Source organism: Microcella sp. (assembly GCF_046296455.1).
Taxonomy (GTDB): Bacteria; Actinomycetota; Actinomycetes; order Actinomycetales; family Microbacteriaceae; genus Microcella.
Window position 1 is genome coordinate 55,772 of sequence record NZ_JBKBLF010000014.1, and the last position, 19,361, is coordinate 75,132.

Sequence of the window (19,361 nt, forward strand, 5' to 3'; positions counted from 1 at the left end):
GCGCGCGACGAGGGGGTTAACCCCCGACGTACTCGGCGAGGTGCTGGCCCGTGAGCGTCGAGCGGGCCGCGACGAGGTCGGCGGGCGTGCCCTCGAACACGATGCGGCCCCCGTCGTGGCCGGCCCCGGGCCCGAGGTCGATGATCCAGTCGGCGTGGGCCATGACGGCCTGGTGGTGCTCGATGACGATGACCGACTTGCCGCTGTCGACGAGGCGGTCGAGCAGCCCGAGCAGGTTCTCGACATCGGCGAGGTGCAGGCCCGTGGTCGGCTCGTCGAGCACGTAGATCCAGCCCTTGTCGCCCATCTGCGTCGCGAGCTTGAGGCGCTGCCGCTCGCCGCCCGACAGGGTCGTGAGCGGCTGGCCGAGCGTCAGGTAGCCGAGCCCGACATCCACCAGTCGATCGAGGATGGCGTGCGCGGCTGGCAGTTTCGCGTCACCCGCGGCGAAGAACCGCTCGGCCTCCGACACGGGCATCGTGAGCACTTCGCTGATGTTCTTGCCGCCCAGCCGGTACTCGAGCACGCTCGCCTGAAAGCGACGACCCTCGCACTCTTCGCACACCGTCGAGACGGTGGCCATGGGCCCAAGGTCGGTGAAGATGAGCCCGTTGCCGTTGCACGCGGGGCACGCTCCCTCGGAGTTGGCGCTGAAGAGCGCGGGCTTCACCCCGTTGGCCTTGGCGAAGGCGGTGCGGATCGGGTCGAGCAGGCCCGTGTAGGTGGCGGGGTTGCTGCGCCGCGACCCGCGGATGGCGCCCTGGTCGATCGCAACGACGCCCTCTCGCGTCGCCACCGAGCCGTGAATGAGCGAGCTCTTGCCCGAGCCCGCGACGCCTGTGACGACCACGAGCACCCCGAGCGGAACATCCACATCAACGTTCTGCAGATTGTGCGACGTGGCGCCACGCACCCCCAGAGCCCCGGTGGATGCTCGCACCGCGCTCTTCAGGTGCGCGCGGTCATCGAGATGCCGGCCCGTGAGGGTGCCGCTCGCCCGAAGCCCCTCGAGGGTGCCCTCGAACACGATCTCGCCGCCGGCGGTTCCCGCGCCCGGGCCGAGGTCGACGATGTGGTCGGCGATCGCGATGGCCTCGGGCTTGTGCTCGACGACGAGCACCGTGTTGCCCTTGTCGCGCAGCTGCAGCAGCAGCTCGTTCATGCGCTGGATGTCGTGCGGGTGCAGCCCCACCGTCGGCTCGTCGAAGACGTAGGTGACGTCGGTGAGCGACGAGCCGAGGTGCCGGATCATCTTGGTACGCTGCGCCTCGCCGCCCGAGAGCGTGCCCGAGGGCCGGTCGAGCGAGAGGTAGCCGAGACCGATCGTGACGAACGAGTCGAGCAGGCGCCGCAGGTTGGCCATGAGCGGTGCGACGGAGGGATCGACGATCGCGGCCGCCCACTCGGCGAGGTCGCTGATCTGCATGGCGCAGGCATCGGCGATGCTGATCCCGTTGATCTTCGATGACCGCGCACCCGCGTTGAGCCGCGTGCCGCCGCACTCGGGGCACAGCGTGAACGTGACCGCGCGCTCGACGAAGGCGCGAATGTGCGGTTGCAGCGCATCCACGTCTTTCGACAGCATCGACTTCTGGATCTTGGGCACGAGGCCCTCGTAGGTCATGTTGATCGAGTCGATCTTGACCTTCACCGGGTCTTTGTAGAGGAAGTCGTTGCGCTCCGCTTCAGTGAAGTCGCGAATGGGCTTCGCCGGGTCGAAGAACCCCGAGGCCGTGAAGATGCGCACCATCCACCCATCGACCGTGTAGCCGGGGATCGTCAGCGCGCCGTCGAGCAGCGACTTGGAGTCGTCGAAGAGCTGCGAGAGGTCGATGTCGTTGACTCGCCCCATGCCCTCGCATCGCGGGCACATGCCGCCGAGGTAGGTCTCGTTCTCGACCACGGTCGTCGTGCCCGTGCTCGTCGTGCGCGTGCCCGACGTCTGGCTCGACGGGATGTTGAACGAGAAGGCGTTGGGCGAGCCGACGTAGGGCTGACCCAGTCGCGAGAAGAGGATGCGCAGCATCGCGTTGGCATCGGTGGCCGTGCCGACCGTCGATCGCGAGTTGGCGCCCATTCGCTCTTGATCGACGATGATCGCCGTCGTCAGGCCGTCGAGACTGTCGACGTCGGGCCGAGCGAGGCTCGGCATGAAGCCCTGCACGAACGAGCTGTAGGTCTCGTTGATCATGCGCTGCGACTCAGCGGCGATCGTGCCGAAGACCAGGCTCGATTTGCCCGAGCCGCTCACCCCCGTGAACACGGTCAGCCGCCGCTTCGGCAGGTCGACGCTGACGTTCTTGAGATTGTTCTCGTTCGCACCCTCGACGCGGATGATGTCGTGGCGGTCGGCGGGGTGCTGGTCGGCAGGGTGCTGCGTGCTCGTCATGAGCACAGTCTGGTGGCTCGAAGCGACACCGCGCGAGGGTGCTCGCGCGCAGGTGCATGGGGCAGGATCAACCCGTGACCTCTCTGGCCCCCGACGTCGACGCCGTCGTCGTCGGCGCGGGGCCGAACGGGCTCGTCGCCGCCGTGCGGCTCGCCGAGGCGGGCCTGCGGGTGCTCGTGCTCGAGGCGGCCGAGCACCCCGGCGGCGGGCTGCGCAGCGCCGAGGTGACGCTGCCCGGGTTCGTGCACGACCTCGGCGCGACCGTGCACGCGCTCGGGCTCGCCTCGCCGGCGATGCGGGCGCTCGACCTGCAGGCCGTGGGTCTCGAGCTCGTGCATCCACCCACGCCCCTGGGTCACGCGATCGACGCGGGCCGCTCGGCGCTGCTGCACCGCTCGATCGACGCGACGGCCGACGGTCTCGGCCGCGACGGGCGCGCCTGGCGCGGGATGCTCGCACGCCTCTCGGCGAACTGGCCGGGCCTCGCGGCCTCGGTGCTCGACTCCACCCGGCTGCCGCCGCACGATGCGGGCGCGCTGCTCGGCTTCGGGGCGCGGGGGCTGTGGCCGGCGTCGCTCGTCGGGCGCACCGTCTTTCGCGACGAGCCGGCGCGCGCGCTGTTCGCGGGCCTCGCCGCCCACGCGGCCGTGCCGCTCGGGCAGCCGCTCACGACGGGCATCGGCCTCATGCTCGGCGGCCTCGCGCACGGGGTCGGCTGGCCCGTCGCCCGCGGCGGCTCGCAGTCGGTCGCCGACGCACTCGTCGCGCGCTTGCGAGCGCTCGGCGGCGAGCTGCGCACAGGCCACCGCGTCACGTCGCTCGCCGAGCTGCCGAGCGCGCGCGTCGTCGTGCTCGACCTCACGCCGCGGCAGGTGCGCGCGATCGCGGGCGATGAGCTGCCCGCGCGCTACGCCCGTCGGCTCGGCCGCTGGCGCTACGGCGCCGGGGTGTTCGCGGCGCACTGGGCGCTCGACGGCCCCGTGCCGTGGGCCGACCCCGCGCTCGCTGGCGCCGGCACCGTGCACATCGGCTCGGCCGAGCAGGTCGCCCGCACCGAGCGCGAGGCCGCCCGCGGTCGGCACGTCGACGACCCCTGGGTGCTCGCCGTGCAGGCGACGGTCGCCGACCCCTCGCGCGCGCCCGCGGGCAAGCACACGCTGTGGGCCTACTGCCGCGTGCCGAACGGCAGCACCGTGGATGCCCTGCCCGCCCTCGAGGCGCAGCTCGAGCGCGTCGCCCCCGGGTTCCGCGAGCGCGTGCTCGGCCGGCACGTCATGGGCCCCGCCGCCCTCGAAGCGGGGAACGCCAATCTCGTCGGCGGTGACATCGGCGGCGGGGCGACCGACCTGCGGCAGCTCGCGGCTCGGCCGTCGCTCTCGCTCACGCCGTGGGCCACCCCGGTTCCGGGGCTCTTCCTCTGCTCATCGTCGACGCTGCCCGGTGGCGGCGTGCACGGCATGGGCGGCTGGAACGCCGCGGGGACGGCGCTCGCGCGGCTCGGCTAGGCGCTCGGCGCGGGTGCACCGGCAGGGATGTGGGTGAGCCCGAGGGTCGGGTGGCCGTAGACCCCACGCACCTCGGCGATGACGACTCGGTACTCGGCGATCCAGTTGTCGCGGAGCCCCTTGGCGATGCCGTGCGTGTCCATTCCAACCAGCTCGCGCAGGGCATCCTCGCTCGCCCAGTAGTAGACCTCGGAGTGCAGCCCGGTCGCGTCGTCGTGCCACGCCTCTTCGCCGAGGAAGCCAGGGATCGCGCGCGCGCGCTCGGCGATCTCGGTGTTGAGCGCGTGGAAGCGTTCGTCGAGCTCTCGGAGCGCGAAGATGAAGGTCGACGTGTAGGTCATGAGCACTATCATGCACTAGAAGTGCAGTATAGTGCACTCATGGACTTCGACACGGACGCGCTCGCGCGCGTGATCGGCGCGCGCGTGCGGCACGAGCGCGGCACGCGCGGCTGGACGCTCGATCAGCTCGCCGCCGCCGCGGGCGTGAGTCGGCGGATGGTTGTCAGCGTCGAGCAGGGGGCCGTCAACCCGAGCATCGGCACGCTGCTGCGGCTGAGCGACGCCCTCGGGGTCGGGCTGCCGGCCCTCGTCGAACCGCCCGCCCTGCCCGACGAGCGCGTGACGCGCGTCGGAACCGCCGCGGTGCTCTGGCGCGGCGAGCACGGCGGCACGGGCGCCCTCGTCGCCGGAACCGAGTCTCCCGACGTCGTCGAGCTCTGGCACTGGACCATGCACCCCGGTGAGCGCCACTCGAGCGAGCCGCACCTCGCCGGCACGCGCGAACTGCTGCACGTGCTCGAGGGCAGCGTGCGCGTCGAGATTGACGATCGCGTGCACGAGCTCGGCGCCGGAGACGCGCTGACTTTCCGCGGCGACGCCGCCCACAGCTATGCCTGTGCGGGCGACGTCGTGGCGCGCTTCGCGCTCACCGTCTTCGAGCCGGGTGTCGGGGCGACGAACCCGAGCGGAGCATCCCGTGACTGACACCGCAACCGCCCGCGCGACGCCGCCCGCGTGGTCGATGGCGGTCGCCGCCATGCTGCTCATCCAGGTGTCGAATGCACTCTCGGTCACCGTCATCGACGCGGTCGGCGCGGCCGGAACCTCGTGGCTGCGCATGTGCTTCGGCGCGGTCTTCCTGCTGCTTATCGTGCGACCGAGCCTGCGCAGCATCCGTCGGGCAGACGTTCCGACGCTCCTCATGCTCGGCGCGGTGACCGGGCTCATGACGACGTTCTTCCTCGCCGCGCTCGACCGCATCCCGCTCGGCACGGCCGTCGCGATCGAGTTCCTCGGCCCGCTCACGGTCGCGGCCATCATGAGCCGTCGGCGTCGGGCGCTCGTCTGGCCGGCCCTCGCGCTCGTCGGCGTCGTGCTGCTGACCGAGCCGTGGGAGGGGGCGACGGATGCCCTCGGCATCGTCTTCGCCCTGCTCGCGGGCACCTGCTGGGGGCTCTACAACCTGCTCACGCAGCGCGTCGGCGACCGCTTCAGCGGCATCACGGGGCTCGCCTTCACGATCCCGATCGCCGCCGTCGTGACGACGGTCATCGGGCTACCGCAGGTGGTCGGCGGTAGCCCCACAGTGCCGATCATCCTGCTCGCGGCGGGTATCGCGCTCATCACGCCGGTCGTCTCGTTCGGGCTCGAGATGCTCGCCCTGCGACGCATGACTCACACGGCGTTCGGAACGCTGCTCGCGATCGAGCCGGCCTTCGGGCTCGTCGTCGGGCTCATCTTCCTGAGCCAGCTGCCCGGGCCGCTGCAGATCATCGGCATCGTGATCGTCATCATCGCGGGCGCCGCCGCCCAGCGTGACGGCACGCGGTCACGCGCGGTCGACGACCCCGCCATCCCACCAGCGCAGCACGCGGAGTGACAGGAACGTCAGCCACGGCGACGGCTCGCCGACCGGCACGTCGAGCTCGAACCAGACGCGGCCCGGGTGGCGGCGCTCCTGCGTCCAGGTCCCGGGAAAGCGCTGCCCGTCGGGCTGCTGGGCGTCGCGGATGATCCCGATCGCGTCGGATGCCCGCTCGTCGGGCGGCGTGCCCTCGAGCAGTGACGCGCGTCGCAGGTAGTCCATGACGTTGAGCGCGCTGTAGACGTGGCGGAACGGGTAGCCGAAGTGCGTGGCCCAGGGCGCCACGAGCTCGCCGGTCGACTCTCGGTAGAGCATCCGTCGCCGCAGCAGGTACTCGTGCGCCGCGTGACGGGCCTCGCGGAGGCGGGTGTCGCCAGTGCGCTCCTCCCAGTCGAGGATGCCCTTCAGCGCGTTGAGCGTCGAGTGAAAGCTCGACCGCACCGAGCCGTCGACCCACTCGCAGTTCCAGCCGCCCTCGGCCATCTGGTGCTCGGCGAACCACGTGGCGATCGCATCGACGTCGGCGCCCAGCCAGGCGCCGTTCGCGAGCGTGAAGCCGTTGATGCACGCGTCGACCTCGCCGCCCCAGTAGGGCAGGTCGTCGTACTCCCAGCGCGCGTTCGCGGCGAGCGTCGAGGCCGTGCCGGCGAGCGCCGCGGCGTCGAGCCCGAACTCGCGCAGGCTGTTGAGCGTCCACGTCGTGGCGGTCCAGGGCTGGCCCTCCTGGGCCTCATCGCTGTCCCAGTCGAAACCGGCGGGGAAGTACGCGCCACCCGCCCACTGGCCGTCGGCATCCTGATGCGCCAGGAGCGCGGCGCCCATGCCCTCGGTTGCGACGCGCGCCCGAGTGGCCTGCCACACGTGCTCGGGCTCATCGGCCAGGTCGCGCTCGACCTGCCAGCGCAGGGCCGGGTCGGTGTCGAGCATCCACTGCAGAACGTCGTCAGTAGGAGGGGGCGTGGACATGCCGCGAGCGTAGGCCCGCGAACTCACGAGCGCCATCGCATTAGCCGCGTTTCGAGAGTCCGCGCGCCGAGGCCTGTCGGCACGGCGGGCTCATGTGTTCGAGAGCTCTTCGTCAGTTTCTGCCGGTGCGGCATGCCGTCGGTGCAGAGGGCCAACGTAGGCGTCGAGCACGAGAAGCGTCACGACCACAAGTGCACCGATGACGGTCACCATGATGCCTGTCGGGACGAGGTCAACCGTGTAGCCCGTCTCCGCATCGACATCGAAGTCTGACGCCACCCACACGACTGTCTGCCGAGTGGCCAAGAGCACGCTGCCCACAAGAAGGGCTACCGCCCCTACACCCCACAGCGCCCAGTAACTGAAGCGTGCACGGGCGGTGACCGAAGTATTCGTCGACATGGGCTGTAGTCAACCAGGAGGAAAGGCTCAGCGACACGAACTCGCCGAACTCAATGCGCGGATGCCGCCAGGTCAGTCAGCAAGTACTGCTCGAGCTTGAGCCACTTCGATGGCCGCTGGGTGCCCTCCGGCAACAGCGCGAACGCCGTGGCCTTGTCGATGAGCCGCGGTTTCGTCACGACCACCTCAGTGCCTCCGGTGCGCAGCCGCGCCGACCCGGCGGCCAGCACGTTGCGCACCCAGTCCGACTCGACACCGTAGACCGGCACGAAGAGGTAGCCGCCGTGGACCCGGAACGCGTCGAGGGGTGTCTGGTATTCGCGGCCGGACGTGCGGCCGACGTGAATAATCACGGGGCGCTTGCCCCTCTTCAGCTCAGCGGGATTGAATGTCCACTTGTTCATATGGGCCCACCAGCGTGGCATCGGCATGGCTCGAACCCTACCGCTGAGGCCGCGGCTCGAGCCAGAGCGCGGCAACCATGCGTCGACCGAGACACGAGCAGAACGGCGGATGGTGGACCTGCCCGACGCCGCCCAACAGGTGACACTGCTCATCACACTCTCCGAGGGTTTCAGGGCCGTCGGCACAGTGTTCTTCGGCGCATGGCTCATCCCGATGGGACTGCTCGTGCTCCGCTCAGGCATTGCCTGGCGCTGGATCGGCTGGGTGCTGCTCGTCGGCGGCACCCGCTACCTCGCCAACACACTGCTCATCACGCTCGTGCCCGACACCACCGCGATCGCCGACCTGCTCGTCATCCCGCCACCATCGGCGAATTCGCGATTCTGCTCTCGCTGCTGATTCGCGGCGTGCCCGCGCGGGCGCTGGAGGCGACGTCACGCTGACGCCGCTCAACCGAATGGCAGGATGTCGAGACTGCTACGTACTGCCTGAAGGGCACGAGACGTCGGTTTTTCGACCCCGTCGTTCCCTCACCTACCAGGACTATCTCTTCGCGGCCGGCCCTCGCCCGTGGGCTCCGCGGCATCGAGACGATCCGAGTTACCGGCTCATGACCCGAATTCGGAAGCTCGACCTAGGTGCTCGCAATCGCCATCAGGCGGTCGAGCAACACGGGCAGGTCTGCTGAGACGACCGCAGGATGGTACTCGGAACCAGGGTCTTCAGGGGTGCCGTACACGATTTCGGCGTCTCCACGTTCCCACACCAGGAGCTCAAAGGCGTCCCCCGATTTGTGAATACCCAATGTCCTCCCTTGATCAACCTGCCACTCAAGGGAGCTTGCGTACGACACTCGGCCGACCACGATGAGAGCCCGGAGTCTCGTCGCCACGAGCTCATCCATGTCATCGAGAATGGTCATCGCCGAACAATACCCTGATGCCTGTCGCTCGCTAATCGGCCATTGCCCGGCCGAACTTAGCCTCTACATGATCGGTGCCACTTAGGTCTTGAGCCCAAGTCGCTCAATCTGAAAATTCGCGGCCTGTACAACGTGTGGGTCGTCGCTCTGCGCCAACTCGAACAGCGCAGCGTGCGCGGCAGGTGAGCCCATCTTGGCGACGCCCCACACCGCCTTAGTCGACAGGGCTCGAGCGTCGTCCCACAGGAGATAGTCAGGTACCCACTCCGCCAGGTGCTTCAAGAATGGAATTGACTCATCAGAACCGATCTCATCAAGAGGCCAAGCGACATCTTCATGTCCTACGTGCCAATCGGCCATTGAGAGTTCATGGAAGAGCGGCAGATGAACTGTCCCGTATCCGAAAGCGTTGCAGACAGAGATTGACGACCCGACGTCGTCTTTGTTGCGTCTCGCTAAAGCGTCTTCCATCAATGACAGACCGAGAGCGACACCATCGCTGGCATCCATAACCTTGAGAAAGTCAGATTGGGACATCTTCTCGCCACCAAATAGGCCGATCAACCTATACACAAGTTCGTGCTGTTCGGGCGTCACCGTTGGACCTCGATCCAACTCAGGATTGCAGCGTTCAGGATGTCGAGCGCGGCGCCCCGTCCAGGCCAAATACTCACGTCCGGATCCTCCCACGTGAAGAGCGAGGTGACGCCCTCCAGCCAGACACAGTCGCGCATCGCCACCGGACGCTATGCGGTCACGAAAAGTCTATTTGAGAGAAAGTCATGGGATGGTGGACCTGAGGGGATTCGAACCCCTGACCTCCTCGATGCGAACGAGGCGCGCTACCAACTGCGCCACAGGCCCGTGGTGCGTCGACCACACTACCATTCGCGCGCGGGGCGCTCGACCGGGTGCTGCGCGGGCTCAGCCGGCGGCGCGACGGCGCTCGAGCACCTCGTCGAGGTCGGGCGCGCGGGTCGGCAGCCCCTCGACGAGGCCCATGCCGGCGAACCGGCTCGCCGCGGGCCGGGCGACCTCGGGCGACTTCCACTCCGAAGTTGTGGAAGCCGCCGCGGCGACGTCGAGGGATGCCGCGCGGGCTGCCGCCCGCTGCGCCCGCTCGGCCTCGGCGGCGGCAGCAGCGAGCGCGGCCGCGTGGTCGAGAGCCGGAGCCGCGGCCCCGGTCGGCACGACCGGCGCACTGAGGTAGCTCGGCTTGGGCAGCGGCACGGGCGTCCACTCGCGGCGCGCGACCGGGGCCGTTCGGCGAACCGGAGGCGCCAGATCGACGAACTCGGGAGCGGCGACGCCCGCGACAGGAGCCGTGCGGCGGCGCTGCGCGCGAGCGAGGCCCGTGAGCAGCATCCCGCCGCTGATCGCGACGAAGGCGGCGAAACCGGCCCACGCCCAGGCACCGAGCGACACCGCCACGGCGATGCCGATGAGAGAGAGCAGCGTCGTAAGCGAGGTGAGCGCGCGCGAGCGACGCAGCCGGCGCTGGCCGAGGCGCGCGGCATCCATCTCGGCCATGAGGCCCGGCGCCGACTCGGTCAGCCGCGCCCGCAGCGCGCGCTGCGCGGCCGCCTCGCGCGCGCGCTCGATCGCGGCGAGTTCCCGTTGACGGGCGGCGAGTGAGCGCTGCTGCGCCGCCACGTCGCGCGCCGTCAGCTCGGCGCGCACCGACTCGGGCACCTCGGCCGCGTGCGCCATGATGCGCAGCGTCTGCTGCAGGCGGATGGCGTTGCGCTCGGTCGCGAGGTACTCGCGGCGACGGCGCCACATCGGCACGAGGTAGAGCAGCCAGAGCCCGGCGGCGATCGCGATGAGGATCGCCGTGCCGCCGCCCGTGGACTCCATGCGGCAAAGGTACGATTCACGAGCCGATGCGGTCGGCAGGTCGGCGGAGTGTTGGCAGACCCGAGGCCGCATCCCCTCCTCCCCACCCCCTCTCAAAGGACACCATGTCGTCGACCCCTTCTCCCGAAACCGCTGAGACCGCCGAGAAGACCGGCCTGCGCGCCTTCTTCGGCAACGCCGAGCTGCTCATCGTCATCCTGCTCGGCATCGTCTCGGTCGCCACCGCGTGGGTGTCGTTCCAGGCGGCGCTCTACGACGGCCAGACTGCCAAGTCGCTCTCGCTCTCGCAGAGCGCGACGGCCGAGGCCGAGTCGCTCTACCTCGAAGGCAACCAGGAGTACGTGCAGGATGCGCAGACCCTCGCGCGCCTGACCGAGCTGCAGGCGCAGATCGACGCGGGCGACCCCGTCGCCGCCGAGGTCTACGACGCGCTCTTCTTCGTCGCCGTGAGCGAGCACTTCGGCGCCGCGATCGAGCGCGCCGACGCGATCAACGCCGCCGACACCGAGTTCTACACGAGCCCGCTCGACGACGAGGAGTACCAGAACGTGCTGTTCGGCGCCTACGGCGAGAAGAGCGAGGAGGCCGTCGAACTGACGAAGCAGGCCGACGAGCTCGACGCTCGCGGCGACTGGCTGACGCTCACGACCGTGCTTATGGCCATCTCGCTGTTCCTGCTCGGTGTCGCCGCCGTCGTGCGCGCCCGCCGCGTGCAGTACGCGCTCATCGTCATCGGCTCGGCGATCTTCGTGTTCGCCGCCGCGATCATGCTGACGATCCCCGTCACCTGGGTCTGAGTTCTGCCGATCACCGCACGGGCGGCAGGCTGATGCCCCGGCGTGCGGCGATGACATCCAGCTCAGGGATGCTCGCCGCACCCGGGGGAACCCGGCCCGCCTTCCAGCGCTGCAGCACGCCCTGCGGCACCTCCTCCACGGTGAGCGCGAAGCAGAAGTGGTCGCGCCAGTCGCCGTTGATGTGGATGTAGCGCCGCCGCAGCCCCTCGTACCGGAACCCGAGCTTCTCGACCACCCGCAGCGAGGGCGCGTTCTCGGGCCGGATGCAGATCTCCATGCGGTGCAGCCCCACGGTGAAGAACACGTGATCGGTCGCGAGCGCCACCGCGGTCGGCGTCAGACCGCGCCCCGCGAACCCCGCCCCCACCCAGTAGCCGATCGTCGCCGAAGCGAGCGAGCCGTAGGTCATGCCGCTCACGTTGAGCTGGCCGGCGAGCCGCCCCTCGGTCTCGATGATGAACGGCAGGCCCGTGCCGGCGCGCGCGGCGCTCAGCAGGCTGCGGATGCTGCCGCGCGTATCCCAATTCATGGGCGCCGAGGGGCTCGTCGCCTCCCACGGCCGCAGCCAGCTGCGGCTGTCGATGAGCTCGGACTCGAGCGCGCGCGCGTCGCGCACCCGGATGGGACGCAGCACCGTCGCGCCATCGCGCAGCGTGGGGATGATCGATGCCACGCCTCAGTCTAAGCGGGCGGTGAATTCCTTCAGCCAGGGGCGCAACTCGGGCCCGAGGTCGTCGCGGTCGACGGCGAGCTGCACGATCGCCTTGATGTAGTCGAGCCGGTCACCCGTGTCGTAGCGGCGGCCGCGGAACACGACGCCGTAGACGCCGCCGTTCTCGGGCTGGTGGGCGAGCTCGAGCAGTGCATCCGTCAATTGGATCTCGCCACCCTTGCCGGGCGCCGTGTGCTCGAGGATGTCGAAGATCTCGGGGCGTAGCACGTACCGGCCGATGATGGCGAGGTTCGACGGCGCCGTGCCCGGCGCGGGCTTCTCGACGAGGTCGGTGATGCGCACGACATCGGGGTCGTCGGTGGGCTCGATCGTCGCGACGCCGTAGAGGTGCGCCTGGGCCGGGTCGACCTCGAGCAGTGCGATGACGCTCGTGCCGCGTTCTTCGTGAACGTCGATCATGCGCTCGAGCAGGGGGTCGCGCGGGTCGATGATGTCGTCGCCGAGCAGCACCGCGAAGGCCTGGCGCCCCACGTGCATGTGCGCGCGCAGCACGGCGTGGCCGAGGCCGAGCGGGTCGCCCTGGCGTACGTAGTGCATGTCGGCGAGGCCCGTGGAGTACTCGACCTTGGCGAGCTTCTCGGTGTCGCCCTTGGCCTCGAGCGTCGCCTCGAGCTCGCCGACCCGGTCGAAGTGGTTCTCGAGCGCGTTCTTGTTGCGCCCCGTGATCATGAGCACGTCGGTGAGCCCCGCGCCGACCGCTTCTTCGACCACATACTGGATCGCCGGCTTGTCGACCACCGGCAGCATCTCTTTGGGCATGGCCTTCGTCGCGGGCAGGAACCGGGTGCCGAGTCCCGCGGCGGGGATCACGGCCTTGCTGATGCGCGGGGTCATGGCCTCAGCGTATCGGGGAGCCCGTTCGGGCCCCGGGGGTTGTCACGGCTCTACCATGGCGGTATGCCCACCGAGCCCGACGGCGACGCGATCGCGACCAAGCGCGCACTGCGCGCCGAGCTGCGGGGTCGGCGGCGCATCCGCACGCAGCATGAGCGCGAGGCGGCGACCGAGGCGCTCACCGCCCAGCTCATCGCCCTCACCTCGACGCTCGGGCCGCGCGCGCTCGCCTGCTACCTCGCGACGCCCGACGAGCCCGAGACGCGCCCCTTCGTCGCCTGGGCCTGCGCGCAAGGCATCCGCGTGCTGCTGCCCGTCTCGCGCGACGACGGGCTGCTCGACTGGGCGCCGTACGACGCCGCCGACGAGGGGCTCGACGTCGTCGGCATGCCCGTGCCGACGACCGAGCTGCTCGGGCCCATCGCCGTCAACGACGTCGGGCTCATCCTCGTGCCCGCCGCCGCCGTCGACCGCACGGGCATGCGCATGGGCTGGGGGCGCGGCTACTTCGACAAGACGCTCGGCTCGATGGACCGCCGCCCGCCCGTGTTCGCGATCGTGTTCGACGGCGAGGTCGTCGACGAGCTGCCGCGCGAACCGCACGACCAGGGGGTCGACGGCGTCGTGACCCCGAGCGGCATCACGCGCTTCACCGCCTGACCGCGGTTCGAATGGATGCTCGGCCCGCCGTATTCTGGAGGGTGGAGGTCTTTCATGCCCACGTACTCGTACCGCTGCACGGAGTGCTCGACCGCGTTCGACATTCAGCAGGCCTTCACCGACGACTCGCTCACCGAGTGCCCCACGTGCCAGGGCCGCCTGCGCAAGGTCTTCTCGGCCGTCGGCGTGACGTTCAACGGCTCGGGGTTCTACCGCACCGATAGCCGCTCGACGACGAGCTCAACTGACTCGGGGTCGTCATCGGGGTCGGCCGCACCCGCCAGCACTCCTGCCCCCGCGGCGACTCCCGCCGCCAGCTAGTCCCGTTCGGTGGCTAGCATCGAGGCATGCTCACCGGATTCCGAGAATTCATCCTGCGCGGCAATGTCATCGACCTCGCCGTCGCCGTCGTCATCGGGGCCGCCTTCACCGCGGTCGTGAACGCCATCGTCACCGCCGTCATCAACCCGGCGATCGGGGCGCTCTTCAACGCCGCGACGCTCGAGAAGGCGCTGCCCGTCGCCATCCCGACGGTGTCGGGCGGCGAGGCCGTGCTGTACTTCGGCGCGGTCATCGGCGCCGTGCTCAACTTTCTCATCGTCGCCGCGGTCGTCTACTTCGCGCTCGTCGCCCCCGTCAACCACCTGAGGCGCCGAGCCGAGCAGCGCCGCGCGGCCGGGCAGCCCGCGGTCGACGAGGCCGTGCCGCCGACCGAGCTCGAGCTGCTCGCCGAGATTCGCGACCTGCTCGCGAAGCGCGACGGGGCCACGCCCGCGGCCTAGCCCCGCTCGGTATCGCCGCGGCCTCGCGGCGACCTCAGTAGTGCGGCGGCTTCTCGGCCGTGAGGCGCTCGTCGTTCTCGTCGAGCCGGTGCCGCGCGGGCTCGGGGCTCGGGGCGGGATCCGACCCGGGCGGCGGCGGCGTCGTGGCCCGGCGCGCACCGCGGGCGCGGCTGATCGGGGCGCGCCCCGCATCCCCCTGAATCATGCCTCCAGGGTACGGGTCAGCGGGTGATCGCGAGCTCGTCGGTGGGGTGATCAGAGCCGCGGCCGAGCACCGGGCCCGTTCCTACCGGCGCCGGGGCCGCTCCGCCAGCGAGCGCGACGATGCGGTCGGCGACCGCCTCGGGGTCGCTGAACAGCTCGAAGACGTGCACGCGCGCGTAGTGCCAGCCCAGGCGGCGCAGCAGGTCGGGCCGCAGGCGCAGCGACTCGCGCAGGCTCAGGTGGCCGAGCGCGGCATCGGTCTCGATCGCCACGCAGTAGCCGCCGCGGCTCGCGACGAGCGGCAGCTTGCCGCGGTGCCCGAGGGCCACCGTCATGCCCCGCGCCTCGAGCCGGCGCGCGAGGTCGATGAGCACGGGGTCGCTGTCGTCGGGCAGCTCGACGGCCGTGCGGCGCGCCTCGATGTCGGCGAACAGGTCGGCGAGGGCGCGAGCGCCGTGCGACAGCCGGTCGTCGTCGAGATCGCTCGGGCGGATGCAGCTGACGATGCGCACGTAGCGCCGCGCGCGCGTCATCGCGACGGCGAGCAGGCGGTCGCCGCCCGCGCGCCCGAGCGATCCGAACTCGCTCAGCACGCGACCGTGCGGAGTGCGCCCGAAGCCGATCGAGAAGATGACGCGATCACGCGACTGCGCCACCGACTGCTCAATCGTGAGCACCGCGAACGGTTCGGGGCGGTCGCCGAGCAGCACGTCATGCAGGTCGGGGCGGTGCGTGAGCGCCTCGAGCACGGCGGTATGCACGCGCGCGGCGTGCTTGGCGCTGGCCGTGACGACCATGAGCGACTCGTTCGGGCGCGCCGTGGCGTGCTCGATCACGAGGTCGACCGTGCGGCGCACCTCGACATCGACGCTCTCGATCGCGCCCGTGTCGTCGTCGGGCATGCCGTGGCCATCGTCGAGGTAGTCGACCGCGATCGAGGGATGCCCGAGGAACGACCCCGCCCAGGGCAGCGACTCGATGCGGCCGGCGTAGAACCTGCGGTTCACGAGCTCGGCGAGATCTTCGCCCCCGGCGCGGTACGAGCGCGTGAGCGAGAGCGCCGGCAGCAGTTCGCTGAGCTGGAAGAGAGCGGATGCGGCGTGCCGGGCATCCACGTCGCCATCGTCGGCGGGGTCGCCGACGGCGATCGCGAACGGCGCGGGAGCCTGGGTCACGGGGTCACCCACGGCGACCACCTGACGGGCACGGCGCACCGAGCCCGCGACCTCGGCGACCGTGACCGCGCCCGCGTCGAGCAGCAGCACGGTGTCGAACGGAATCTCGTCGCTGACCTCGTGTACGTCGTACGGCGAGGCCAGCCACACGGGCGCGATCGGGCGGCTCACGTGCGGGGCTTCACGCTGCAGCTGCGTCGACGTGATCGAGCCGCTCTTCAGCATCGCCTTGAGCGCCGCCGCCTCGTCGGGCCAGTCGGTGATGCCGATCGACCAGTTCTCGGCCAGCTGCCAGCCGAGCAACTGCGCGCTGCCCGCCGCGTGCGCCTCGTCGACGAGGCGGAAGTCGGCTTCGAGGCGGTCGAGCACGCTCGGCTCGGCGCCGAGCAGGGCGCGGTCGTGCTGCAGCAGGCTGTCGAGCGCCGAGCGCCACCAGGCGAGCTCGAGCTCGGCCGCGACCTGGCTCTGCGGCACGTGCCGCGCGGCGAGGTCGCTCAGCAGCGGCCCGACATCCCAGCGCTCGAGCCGCTCGAGCAGCGCCGTGCGCTCTTGCAGGTTGGCGAGCACGTCGCTCTCGGCGGCGAGGCCGGCGAGCAGGGCGTGCAGCTCGGGCAGCGGGCGGTGGGCGAGCTGCTGGTCACGACTGTGGTGGCCGAGCGGAGCATCCAGCGCCTCGAGGTCTTGCTCGACCTGCTGGTAGGCGACGGCCACATCGGCGATACCGACGGGCACGGCCGGCGTGAGCCCCGTGGGCACGAAGCGCTGCCAGAGCACGCGCTGCTGCTGGATGCGCACGAGCGACTCGTGCAGGTCGCTGACGGCGACGCCCGGCCGCAGGTACTCCTTGGCGAGGCCCTTGAGGCGCCGGCGGGTGGCCGCGGGCATCGTGCTCGACTCGCGCCGCGGAGCGGTGGCGGCGATGAGCTCGCTGAGCGAGCGGTCGAACACGGCCGGCTGGAACTTGTCGAGCGTGTCGCGCAGGTCAGAGAGCAGGCGCAGGTACACGCCGAGCTCGGCGACCGTCTCGAAGGGGCGCATGGGGGTCGCGCCGATGAGGGCGCGCCCACGCTCGACGAGGCGCGGCACGAGCTCGTGGTGCAGTCGACGGGCGCGCTCTTGCGCGTGCGCGGCCTCGTCGCCCGTGCTGAAGCGCGCGCCGTACCAGGGCGAGTCGCCGGGGCCGTAGCTGAACTGACCGAGCTCGGCGGCGTGCACCATGGCAGCCGCGGCCTCGCTGCGGTCGACGGCGAGCAGCTCGACGGCCGCGCGGCTGAGGCGCGCGCGGGTGCTCGGCGGGGTGGGCAGCAGCTGCAGGCGGCTGAGCTCGGCGATGCAGTCGAGCACGCTGATGCCGAGCTCGGCGTCGGGGCGCCCGAGGGCTTCGCGGTAGTCGACGAGCACGGTGCGCAGACGCACGAGCGCGTCGTTGACGTCGGCCACGCGCGGGCGCTGGGCCTTCTCGTTTCGGCCGATCGCACGGATGAGGTCACGACGCAGGGTGGCCGCGGCCACGGCGGTGGCGGGCAGCCCGATGTCGGCGAACCGCTGGGCGATCGTGCGCAGCGTCGCCCGCCGCGGGCTCACGACGAGCACGCGCTTGTTCTGCGCCACGAGCGCGCCGAGCGCGTTGACGACCGTCTGCGTTCCGCCCGTGCCGGGCAGGGTCTTGACGACCAGCGAGTTGCCGGCCGCGATGCTGGCGATGACGTGCTCTTGCTCGGCATCGGCGTCGAGCAGCAGCAGGTCGGTCTCGGGCGGGCGCTGATCGGCGGGCACCGCCTCCACCGGCGACTGGCCCTCCTGCACCGCCCAGCGCGCGCTTGTGTTGCCCGCGAGCGCGTCGAGCACGGGGTGCGCGAGGTCGTGGGCGTCGGCCACCATCGCGGGGCCGACCTCGGCGAAGGTGCTCACGACCAGGCGCGGGCTGATGGTGAAGCCTTCGAGGTGCGCGGTGAGCCCGCGCAGTCGGTCGAGCGGCGGGTTGGGCTTGAAGGCCTCGCCGTCGTGGGCGAGGGCCACGAAGGCGTCTTCGTCGAGGTGCAGCGAGAACTGGGCGGCGAGCGCGCGCACGAGGGCCGGGTTGACGCCGACGCGTCCGGTGAGCGTGAGCTCCACATCCCGACCCCGACGCCGCAGGCGCAGGGGGCGCAGCAGCAGCGGGGCGCAGTGATCGACACCGTCGTGCTGCCACGAGACGAGCCCGATGCCGAGAGCGACGGCGTCGATGCCGCGCACGCTCGCGAGCTCGACCCCGAGATCGGCGATGCGCTCGGCGGCGACGCGCGCCTGCCGCAGGGCCACATCGTCGCGCACGAGGTTGCTCAGCAGGGTGGGGCTGCCCGCGATGAAGCGCGCAAGGCCGCCCGGGTGGCTCGTGCCGAGCTCGATGCGGCCGCGCGGATCGTCGCTGAAGTGCAGCAGCGTGCTCGGCCCGCCGATGCGCGCGAGCTCGGCGCGCCAGCGATCCCACATCGGGGCGGCGACGTTCATCGGCACGACGCGGGGGTCGTCGAACCGCACCGAGGAGGGTGCGAGCGGGTTCTCACCGCTCGCCGCCTCGGCGTCGATCTCATGATCGTCGTATCGGTCGGCACGCCACACGCGGCCACTGTATGTCTGCAGGGCCCGAGTTCTGGGGATTTCGGGCGGTCTGCCCCCGAACCCGCCCGCCGAGTTCGCAACTCAGACTGAGACGCCGTGTGAGCGTGCACAGCGCAGCACATCGGGCGTCTCAGCCTGAGTTGCGATCAGGGTTGCCGATCTAGAATCGGGGCGTGGAGCTCGTGGGCGGTCTCGTGTCGGCGATCGTGGCCGCGGGCACGACCGTGCTCGTCGTCGTGGCCGCCGTGCTGGTCGGCGGCATCGTGGTCGTCGCGCGGCGGCGCGGCCGCTCGGGTCGGCTCGTGAAGGCCCCCGACTACATCCGCCGTCGCGCCGGCTCGGCCCTCGTGCGGGCCGATGACCGCATCGCCGAGGGCGAGGCCGACGTCGAGTTCGCGATCGCCCAGTTCGGCGAGCGCGCCGCGCAGGATTACCGCGGCGCCGTGCGCCGTGCCCGTGGCGACCGCGACGAGATCTTTCGGCTGCACCGGCTCATCGACGCCGAACCCGAGGCGGGGCTCGCCAACCGCGAGCGCGCCGACCGCATCGTCATGCTCGCCGACCGCATCGAGCGCGGGCTCGGCGAGCAGTCGGCGGCCTTCCGCGACCGCCGCTCGCTCGAATCGACGGCGCCCGAGCGGCTCGATCGCCTGCGCACGCGCATCGCCGAGGCCCGCGCCCGGCTGACCGAGACGACGCGGCAGCGGGATGCCCTGCTCACCCAGCACGCCCGCACCGCGCTCGGCCCCTCCGCCGACGCCCCCGAGCGCGCCGCCCGCGGCCTCGATCGTGCCGAGGGCCTGGCAGCGGAGGCGGCCCCCGGCAGCACGGCCCCCGCGAGCAGCGTCATGGCGACCATCAGCGAGGCCGAGCGGCTGCTGTTCTCGGCCGAAGAGGCGCTCGAGCAGGTCGGCGCGGCGGCTGCGCGTCTCGACGACGCGGCCGATGCCCTGCGGCGGTTGCGCGACGACGCACGCACGGTGCGGTCGGAGGCGCTCGCGGCGGCCGGCGAGGCGCCCGACGGTGACTCGGGCGTCGCCATCACGCGGGCCGTGACGCAGCTCGACGCGGTGTCGGGCGACGACGCGGGCGACGCGGCCGATCCGATCGAGCATCTCGCCGACCTGCGCGAGGCCATGGACGCCGTCGAGGTGTCGCTCGCCTCGTCGCGCACGCAGGCCCAGCGCCTCGCGCACGCGCGCGAGGCGTACCACGCCGCGCGCGTGCAGGCCGAGGCGCAGCTGCTCGTCGCGCGCGACGCCG

At 71.0% G+C, this 19,361-nt stretch carries 21 protein-coding genes and 1 tRNA gene; 9 read left to right on the plus strand and 13 right to left on the minus strand.

What is annotated here, in order from left to right; genetic code table 11:
• Positions 1-16: 16 nt before the first annotated feature.
• Complete coding sequence (locus ACK4HH_RS08880) at positions 17-2,389, minus strand: ATP-binding cassette domain-containing protein (RefSeq protein ID WP_409650859.1); 2,373 nt, start codon at positions 2,387-2,389, stop codon at positions 17-19.
• Positions 2,390-2,463: 74 nt separating this feature from the next.
• Between ACK4HH_RS08880 and ACK4HH_RS08885 the strand changes: the two genes are divergently transcribed.
• On the plus strand, positions 2,464-3,894 hold the full coding sequence (locus ACK4HH_RS08885; protein ID WP_409650861.1) for a phytoene desaturase family protein: 1,431 nt from the start codon (positions 2,464-2,466) through the stop codon (positions 3,892-3,894).
• On the opposite strand, the gene ACK4HH_RS08890 is transcribed toward ACK4HH_RS08885, so the two are convergent.
• Positions 3,891-4,235, minus strand: a complete 345-nt coding sequence (locus ACK4HH_RS08890; protein WP_409650863.1) for a hypothetical protein — start codon at positions 4,233-4,235, stop codon at positions 3,891-3,893. The two genes, ACK4HH_RS08885 and ACK4HH_RS08890, sit on opposite strands and share 4 nt — an antisense overlap.
• Positions 4,236-4,274: 39 nt before the next feature.
• Here ACK4HH_RS08890 and ACK4HH_RS08895 point away from each other — a divergent pair, with 39 nt between their 5' ends.
• Both ACK4HH_RS08895 and ACK4HH_RS08900 read left to right on the plus strand, forming a co-directional pair.
• Positions 4,275-4,880 carry a helix-turn-helix domain-containing protein gene (locus tag ACK4HH_RS08895; protein WP_409650865.1) on the plus strand — a complete coding sequence of 202 codons (606 nt, stop codon included), beginning with the start codon at positions 4,275-4,277 and terminating at the stop codon, positions 4,878-4,880.
• Entirely contained in the window at positions 4,873-5,775 is a 903-nt protein-coding gene (locus ACK4HH_RS08900; RefSeq protein WP_409650867.1) for an EamA family transporter, read from the plus strand. Before ACK4HH_RS08895 ends, ACK4HH_RS08900 begins: the two co-directional genes overlap by 8 nt.
• Here ACK4HH_RS08900 and ACK4HH_RS08905 read toward each other — a convergent pair.
• The 3 genes from ACK4HH_RS08905 to ACK4HH_RS08915 all read right to left on the minus strand — a co-directional run bounded on the left by ACK4HH_RS08905 (position 5,725) and on the right by ACK4HH_RS08915 (position 7,559).
• Positions 5,725-6,726 (minus strand): squalene cyclase, encoded by a 1,002-nt coding sequence (locus ACK4HH_RS08905; protein ID WP_409650869.1) that lies wholly within the window; start codon positions 6,724-6,726, stop codon positions 5,725-5,727. The genes ACK4HH_RS08900 and ACK4HH_RS08905 overlap by 51 nt on opposite strands.
• 90 nt (positions 6,727-6,816) lie before the next feature.
• A complete protein-coding gene (locus ACK4HH_RS08910; RefSeq protein ID WP_409650871.1) occupies positions 6,817-7,128 on the minus strand; it encodes a hypothetical protein in 312 nt (103 codons plus the stop codon).
• 50 nt (positions 7,129-7,178) lie between these two features.
• Positions 7,179-7,559: a nitroreductase family deazaflavin-dependent oxidoreductase gene (locus ACK4HH_RS08915; RefSeq protein WP_409650873.1), complete on the minus strand. Its 381-nt coding sequence runs from the start codon at positions 7,557-7,559 to the stop codon at positions 7,179-7,181.
• A gap of 82 nt (positions 7,560-7,641) precedes the next feature.
• On the opposite strand from ACK4HH_RS08915, the gene ACK4HH_RS08920 reads away from it, so the two are divergent.
• Positions 7,642-7,932, plus strand: coding sequence for a DUF4386 domain-containing protein (locus ACK4HH_RS08920; RefSeq protein ID WP_409650875.1), 291 nt, complete (start codon positions 7,642-7,644; stop codon positions 7,930-7,932).
• Positions 7,933-8,167: 235 nt separating this feature from the next.
• Here the strand turns inward: ACK4HH_RS08920 and ACK4HH_RS08925 are convergent, their stop codons facing one another.
• The 4 genes from ACK4HH_RS08925 to ACK4HH_RS08940 form a co-directional block, all read right to left on the minus strand.
• Positions 8,168-8,455, minus strand: coding sequence for a hypothetical protein (locus tag ACK4HH_RS08925; RefSeq protein WP_409650877.1), 288 nt, complete (start codon positions 8,453-8,455; stop codon positions 8,168-8,170).
• A gap of 81 nt (positions 8,456-8,536) precedes the next feature.
• Complete coding sequence (locus tag ACK4HH_RS08930) at positions 8,537-9,052, minus strand: HEAT repeat domain-containing protein (RefSeq protein WP_409650879.1); 516 nt, start codon at positions 9,050-9,052, stop codon at positions 8,537-8,539.
• Between the two features lie 191 nt (positions 9,053-9,243).
• Positions 9,244-9,319 (minus strand) — tRNA-Ala (locus tag ACK4HH_RS08935).
• 60 nt (positions 9,320-9,379) lie between these two features.
• On the minus strand, positions 9,380-10,312 hold the full coding sequence (locus ACK4HH_RS08940; RefSeq protein ID WP_409650881.1) for a hypothetical protein: 933 nt from the start codon (positions 10,310-10,312) through the stop codon (positions 9,380-9,382).
• Between the two features lie 104 nt (positions 10,313-10,416).
• Here ACK4HH_RS08940 and ACK4HH_RS08945 point away from each other — a divergent pair, with 104 nt between their 5' ends.
• Positions 10,417-11,109, plus strand: a complete 693-nt coding sequence (locus tag ACK4HH_RS08945) for a hypothetical protein (protein WP_409650883.1) — start codon at positions 10,417-10,419, stop codon at positions 11,107-11,109.
• 10 nt (positions 11,110-11,119) lie between these two features.
• On the opposite strand, the gene ACK4HH_RS08950 is transcribed toward ACK4HH_RS08945, so the two are convergent.
• A complete protein-coding gene (locus tag ACK4HH_RS08950) occupies positions 11,120-11,782 on the minus strand; it encodes a GNAT family N-acetyltransferase (protein WP_409650885.1) in 663 nt (220 codons plus the stop codon).
• Between the two features lie 3 nt (positions 11,783-11,785).
• On the minus strand, positions 11,786-12,676 hold the full coding sequence (galU, locus tag ACK4HH_RS08955; protein ID WP_409650887.1) for a UTP--glucose-1-phosphate uridylyltransferase GalU: 891 nt from the start codon (positions 12,674-12,676) through the stop codon (positions 11,786-11,788).
• Positions 12,677-12,739: 63 nt separating this feature from the next.
• Here galU and ACK4HH_RS08960 point away from each other — a divergent pair, with 63 nt between their 5' ends.
• From ACK4HH_RS08960 to mscL, 3 genes are read left to right on the plus strand one after another with little or no spacing between them, the layout of a single operon-like run.
• Complete coding sequence (locus ACK4HH_RS08960) at positions 12,740-13,336, plus strand: 5-formyltetrahydrofolate cyclo-ligase (RefSeq protein ID WP_409650889.1); 597 nt, start codon at positions 12,740-12,742, stop codon at positions 13,334-13,336.
• Positions 13,337-13,390: 54 nt separating this feature from the next.
• Positions 13,391-13,657, plus strand: a complete 267-nt coding sequence (locus tag ACK4HH_RS08965) for an FmdB family zinc ribbon protein (RefSeq protein WP_255158602.1) — start codon at positions 13,391-13,393, stop codon at positions 13,655-13,657.
• Positions 13,658-13,683: 26 nt separating this feature from the next.
• Positions 13,684-14,118: a large conductance mechanosensitive channel protein MscL gene (gene mscL / locus ACK4HH_RS08970; RefSeq protein WP_409650891.1), complete on the plus strand. Its 435-nt coding sequence runs from the start codon at positions 13,684-13,686 to the stop codon at positions 14,116-14,118.
• Positions 14,119-14,152: 34 nt separating this feature from the next.
• Here the strand turns inward: mscL and ACK4HH_RS08975 are convergent, their stop codons facing one another.
• Positions 14,153-14,323, minus strand: coding sequence for a hypothetical protein (locus ACK4HH_RS08975; RefSeq protein ID WP_409650893.1), 171 nt, complete (start codon positions 14,321-14,323; stop codon positions 14,153-14,155).
• 16 nt (positions 14,324-14,339) lie between these two features.
• Entirely contained in the window at positions 14,340-18,098 is a 3,759-nt protein-coding gene (locus ACK4HH_RS08980; protein ID WP_409650895.1) for a DEAD/DEAH box helicase, read from the minus strand.
• A 173-nt stretch (positions 18,099-18,271) separates the two neighbouring features.
• Here ACK4HH_RS08980 and ACK4HH_RS08985 point away from each other — a divergent pair.
• Positions 18,272-19,361, plus strand: a 1,090-nt coding sequence (locus ACK4HH_RS08985) for a hypothetical protein (RefSeq protein ID WP_409650897.1), incomplete at its 3' end; no start/stop codon positions are given.

Excerpts from the sequence above, each read along its gene's own strand:
- galU (WP_409650887.1), bottom strand. The coding sequence starts at position 12,676 with ATGACCCCGCGCATCAGCAAGGCCGTGATCCCCGCCGCGGGACTCGGC.
- ACK4HH_RS08960 (WP_409650889.1), top strand. The coding sequence starts at position 12,740 with ATGCCCACCGAGCCCGACGGCGACGCGATCGCGACCAAGCGCGCACTG.
- ACK4HH_RS08905 (WP_409650869.1), bottom strand. The coding sequence starts at position 6,726 with ATGTCCACGCCCCCTCCTACTGACGACGTTCTGCAGTGGATGCTCGAC.
- ACK4HH_RS08920 (WP_409650875.1), top strand. The coding sequence starts at position 7,642 with ATGGTGGACCTGCCCGACGCCGCCCAACAGGTGACACTGCTCATCACA.
- ACK4HH_RS08965 (WP_255158602.1), top strand. The coding sequence starts at position 13,391 with ATGCCCACGTACTCGTACCGCTGCACGGAGTGCTCGACCGCGTTCGAC.
- ACK4HH_RS08880 (WP_409650859.1), bottom strand. The coding sequence starts at position 2,389 with ATGACGAGCACGCAGCACCCTGCCGACCAGCACCCCGCCGACCGCCAC.
- ACK4HH_RS08895 (WP_409650865.1), top strand. The coding sequence starts at position 4,275 with ATGGACTTCGACACGGACGCGCTCGCGCGCGTGATCGGCGCGCGCGTG.
- ACK4HH_RS08940 (WP_409650881.1), bottom strand. The coding sequence starts at position 10,312 with ATGGAGTCCACGGGCGGCGGCACGGCGATCCTCATCGCGATCGCCGCC.
- ACK4HH_RS08915 (WP_409650873.1), bottom strand. The coding sequence starts at position 7,559 with ATGCCGATGCCACGCTGGTGGGCCCATATGAACAAGTGGACATTCAAT.
- ACK4HH_RS08975 (WP_409650893.1), bottom strand. The coding sequence starts at position 14,323 with ATGATTCAGGGGGATGCGGGGCGCGCCCCGATCAGCCGCGCCCGCGGT.
- mscL (WP_409650891.1), top strand. The coding sequence starts at position 13,684 with ATGCTCACCGGATTCCGAGAATTCATCCTGCGCGGCAATGTCATCGAC.
- ACK4HH_RS08910 (WP_409650871.1), bottom strand. The coding sequence starts at position 7,128 with ATGTCGACGAATACTTCGGTCACCGCCCGTGCACGCTTCAGTTACTGG.
- ACK4HH_RS08925 (WP_409650877.1), bottom strand. The coding sequence starts at position 8,455 with ATGACCATTCTCGATGACATGGATGAGCTCGTGGCGACGAGACTCCGG.
- ACK4HH_RS08945 (WP_409650883.1), top strand. The coding sequence starts at position 10,417 with ATGTCGTCGACCCCTTCTCCCGAAACCGCTGAGACCGCCGAGAAGACC.
- ACK4HH_RS08890 (WP_409650863.1), bottom strand. The coding sequence starts at position 4,235 with ATGACCTACACGTCGACCTTCATCTTCGCGCTCCGAGAGCTCGACGAA.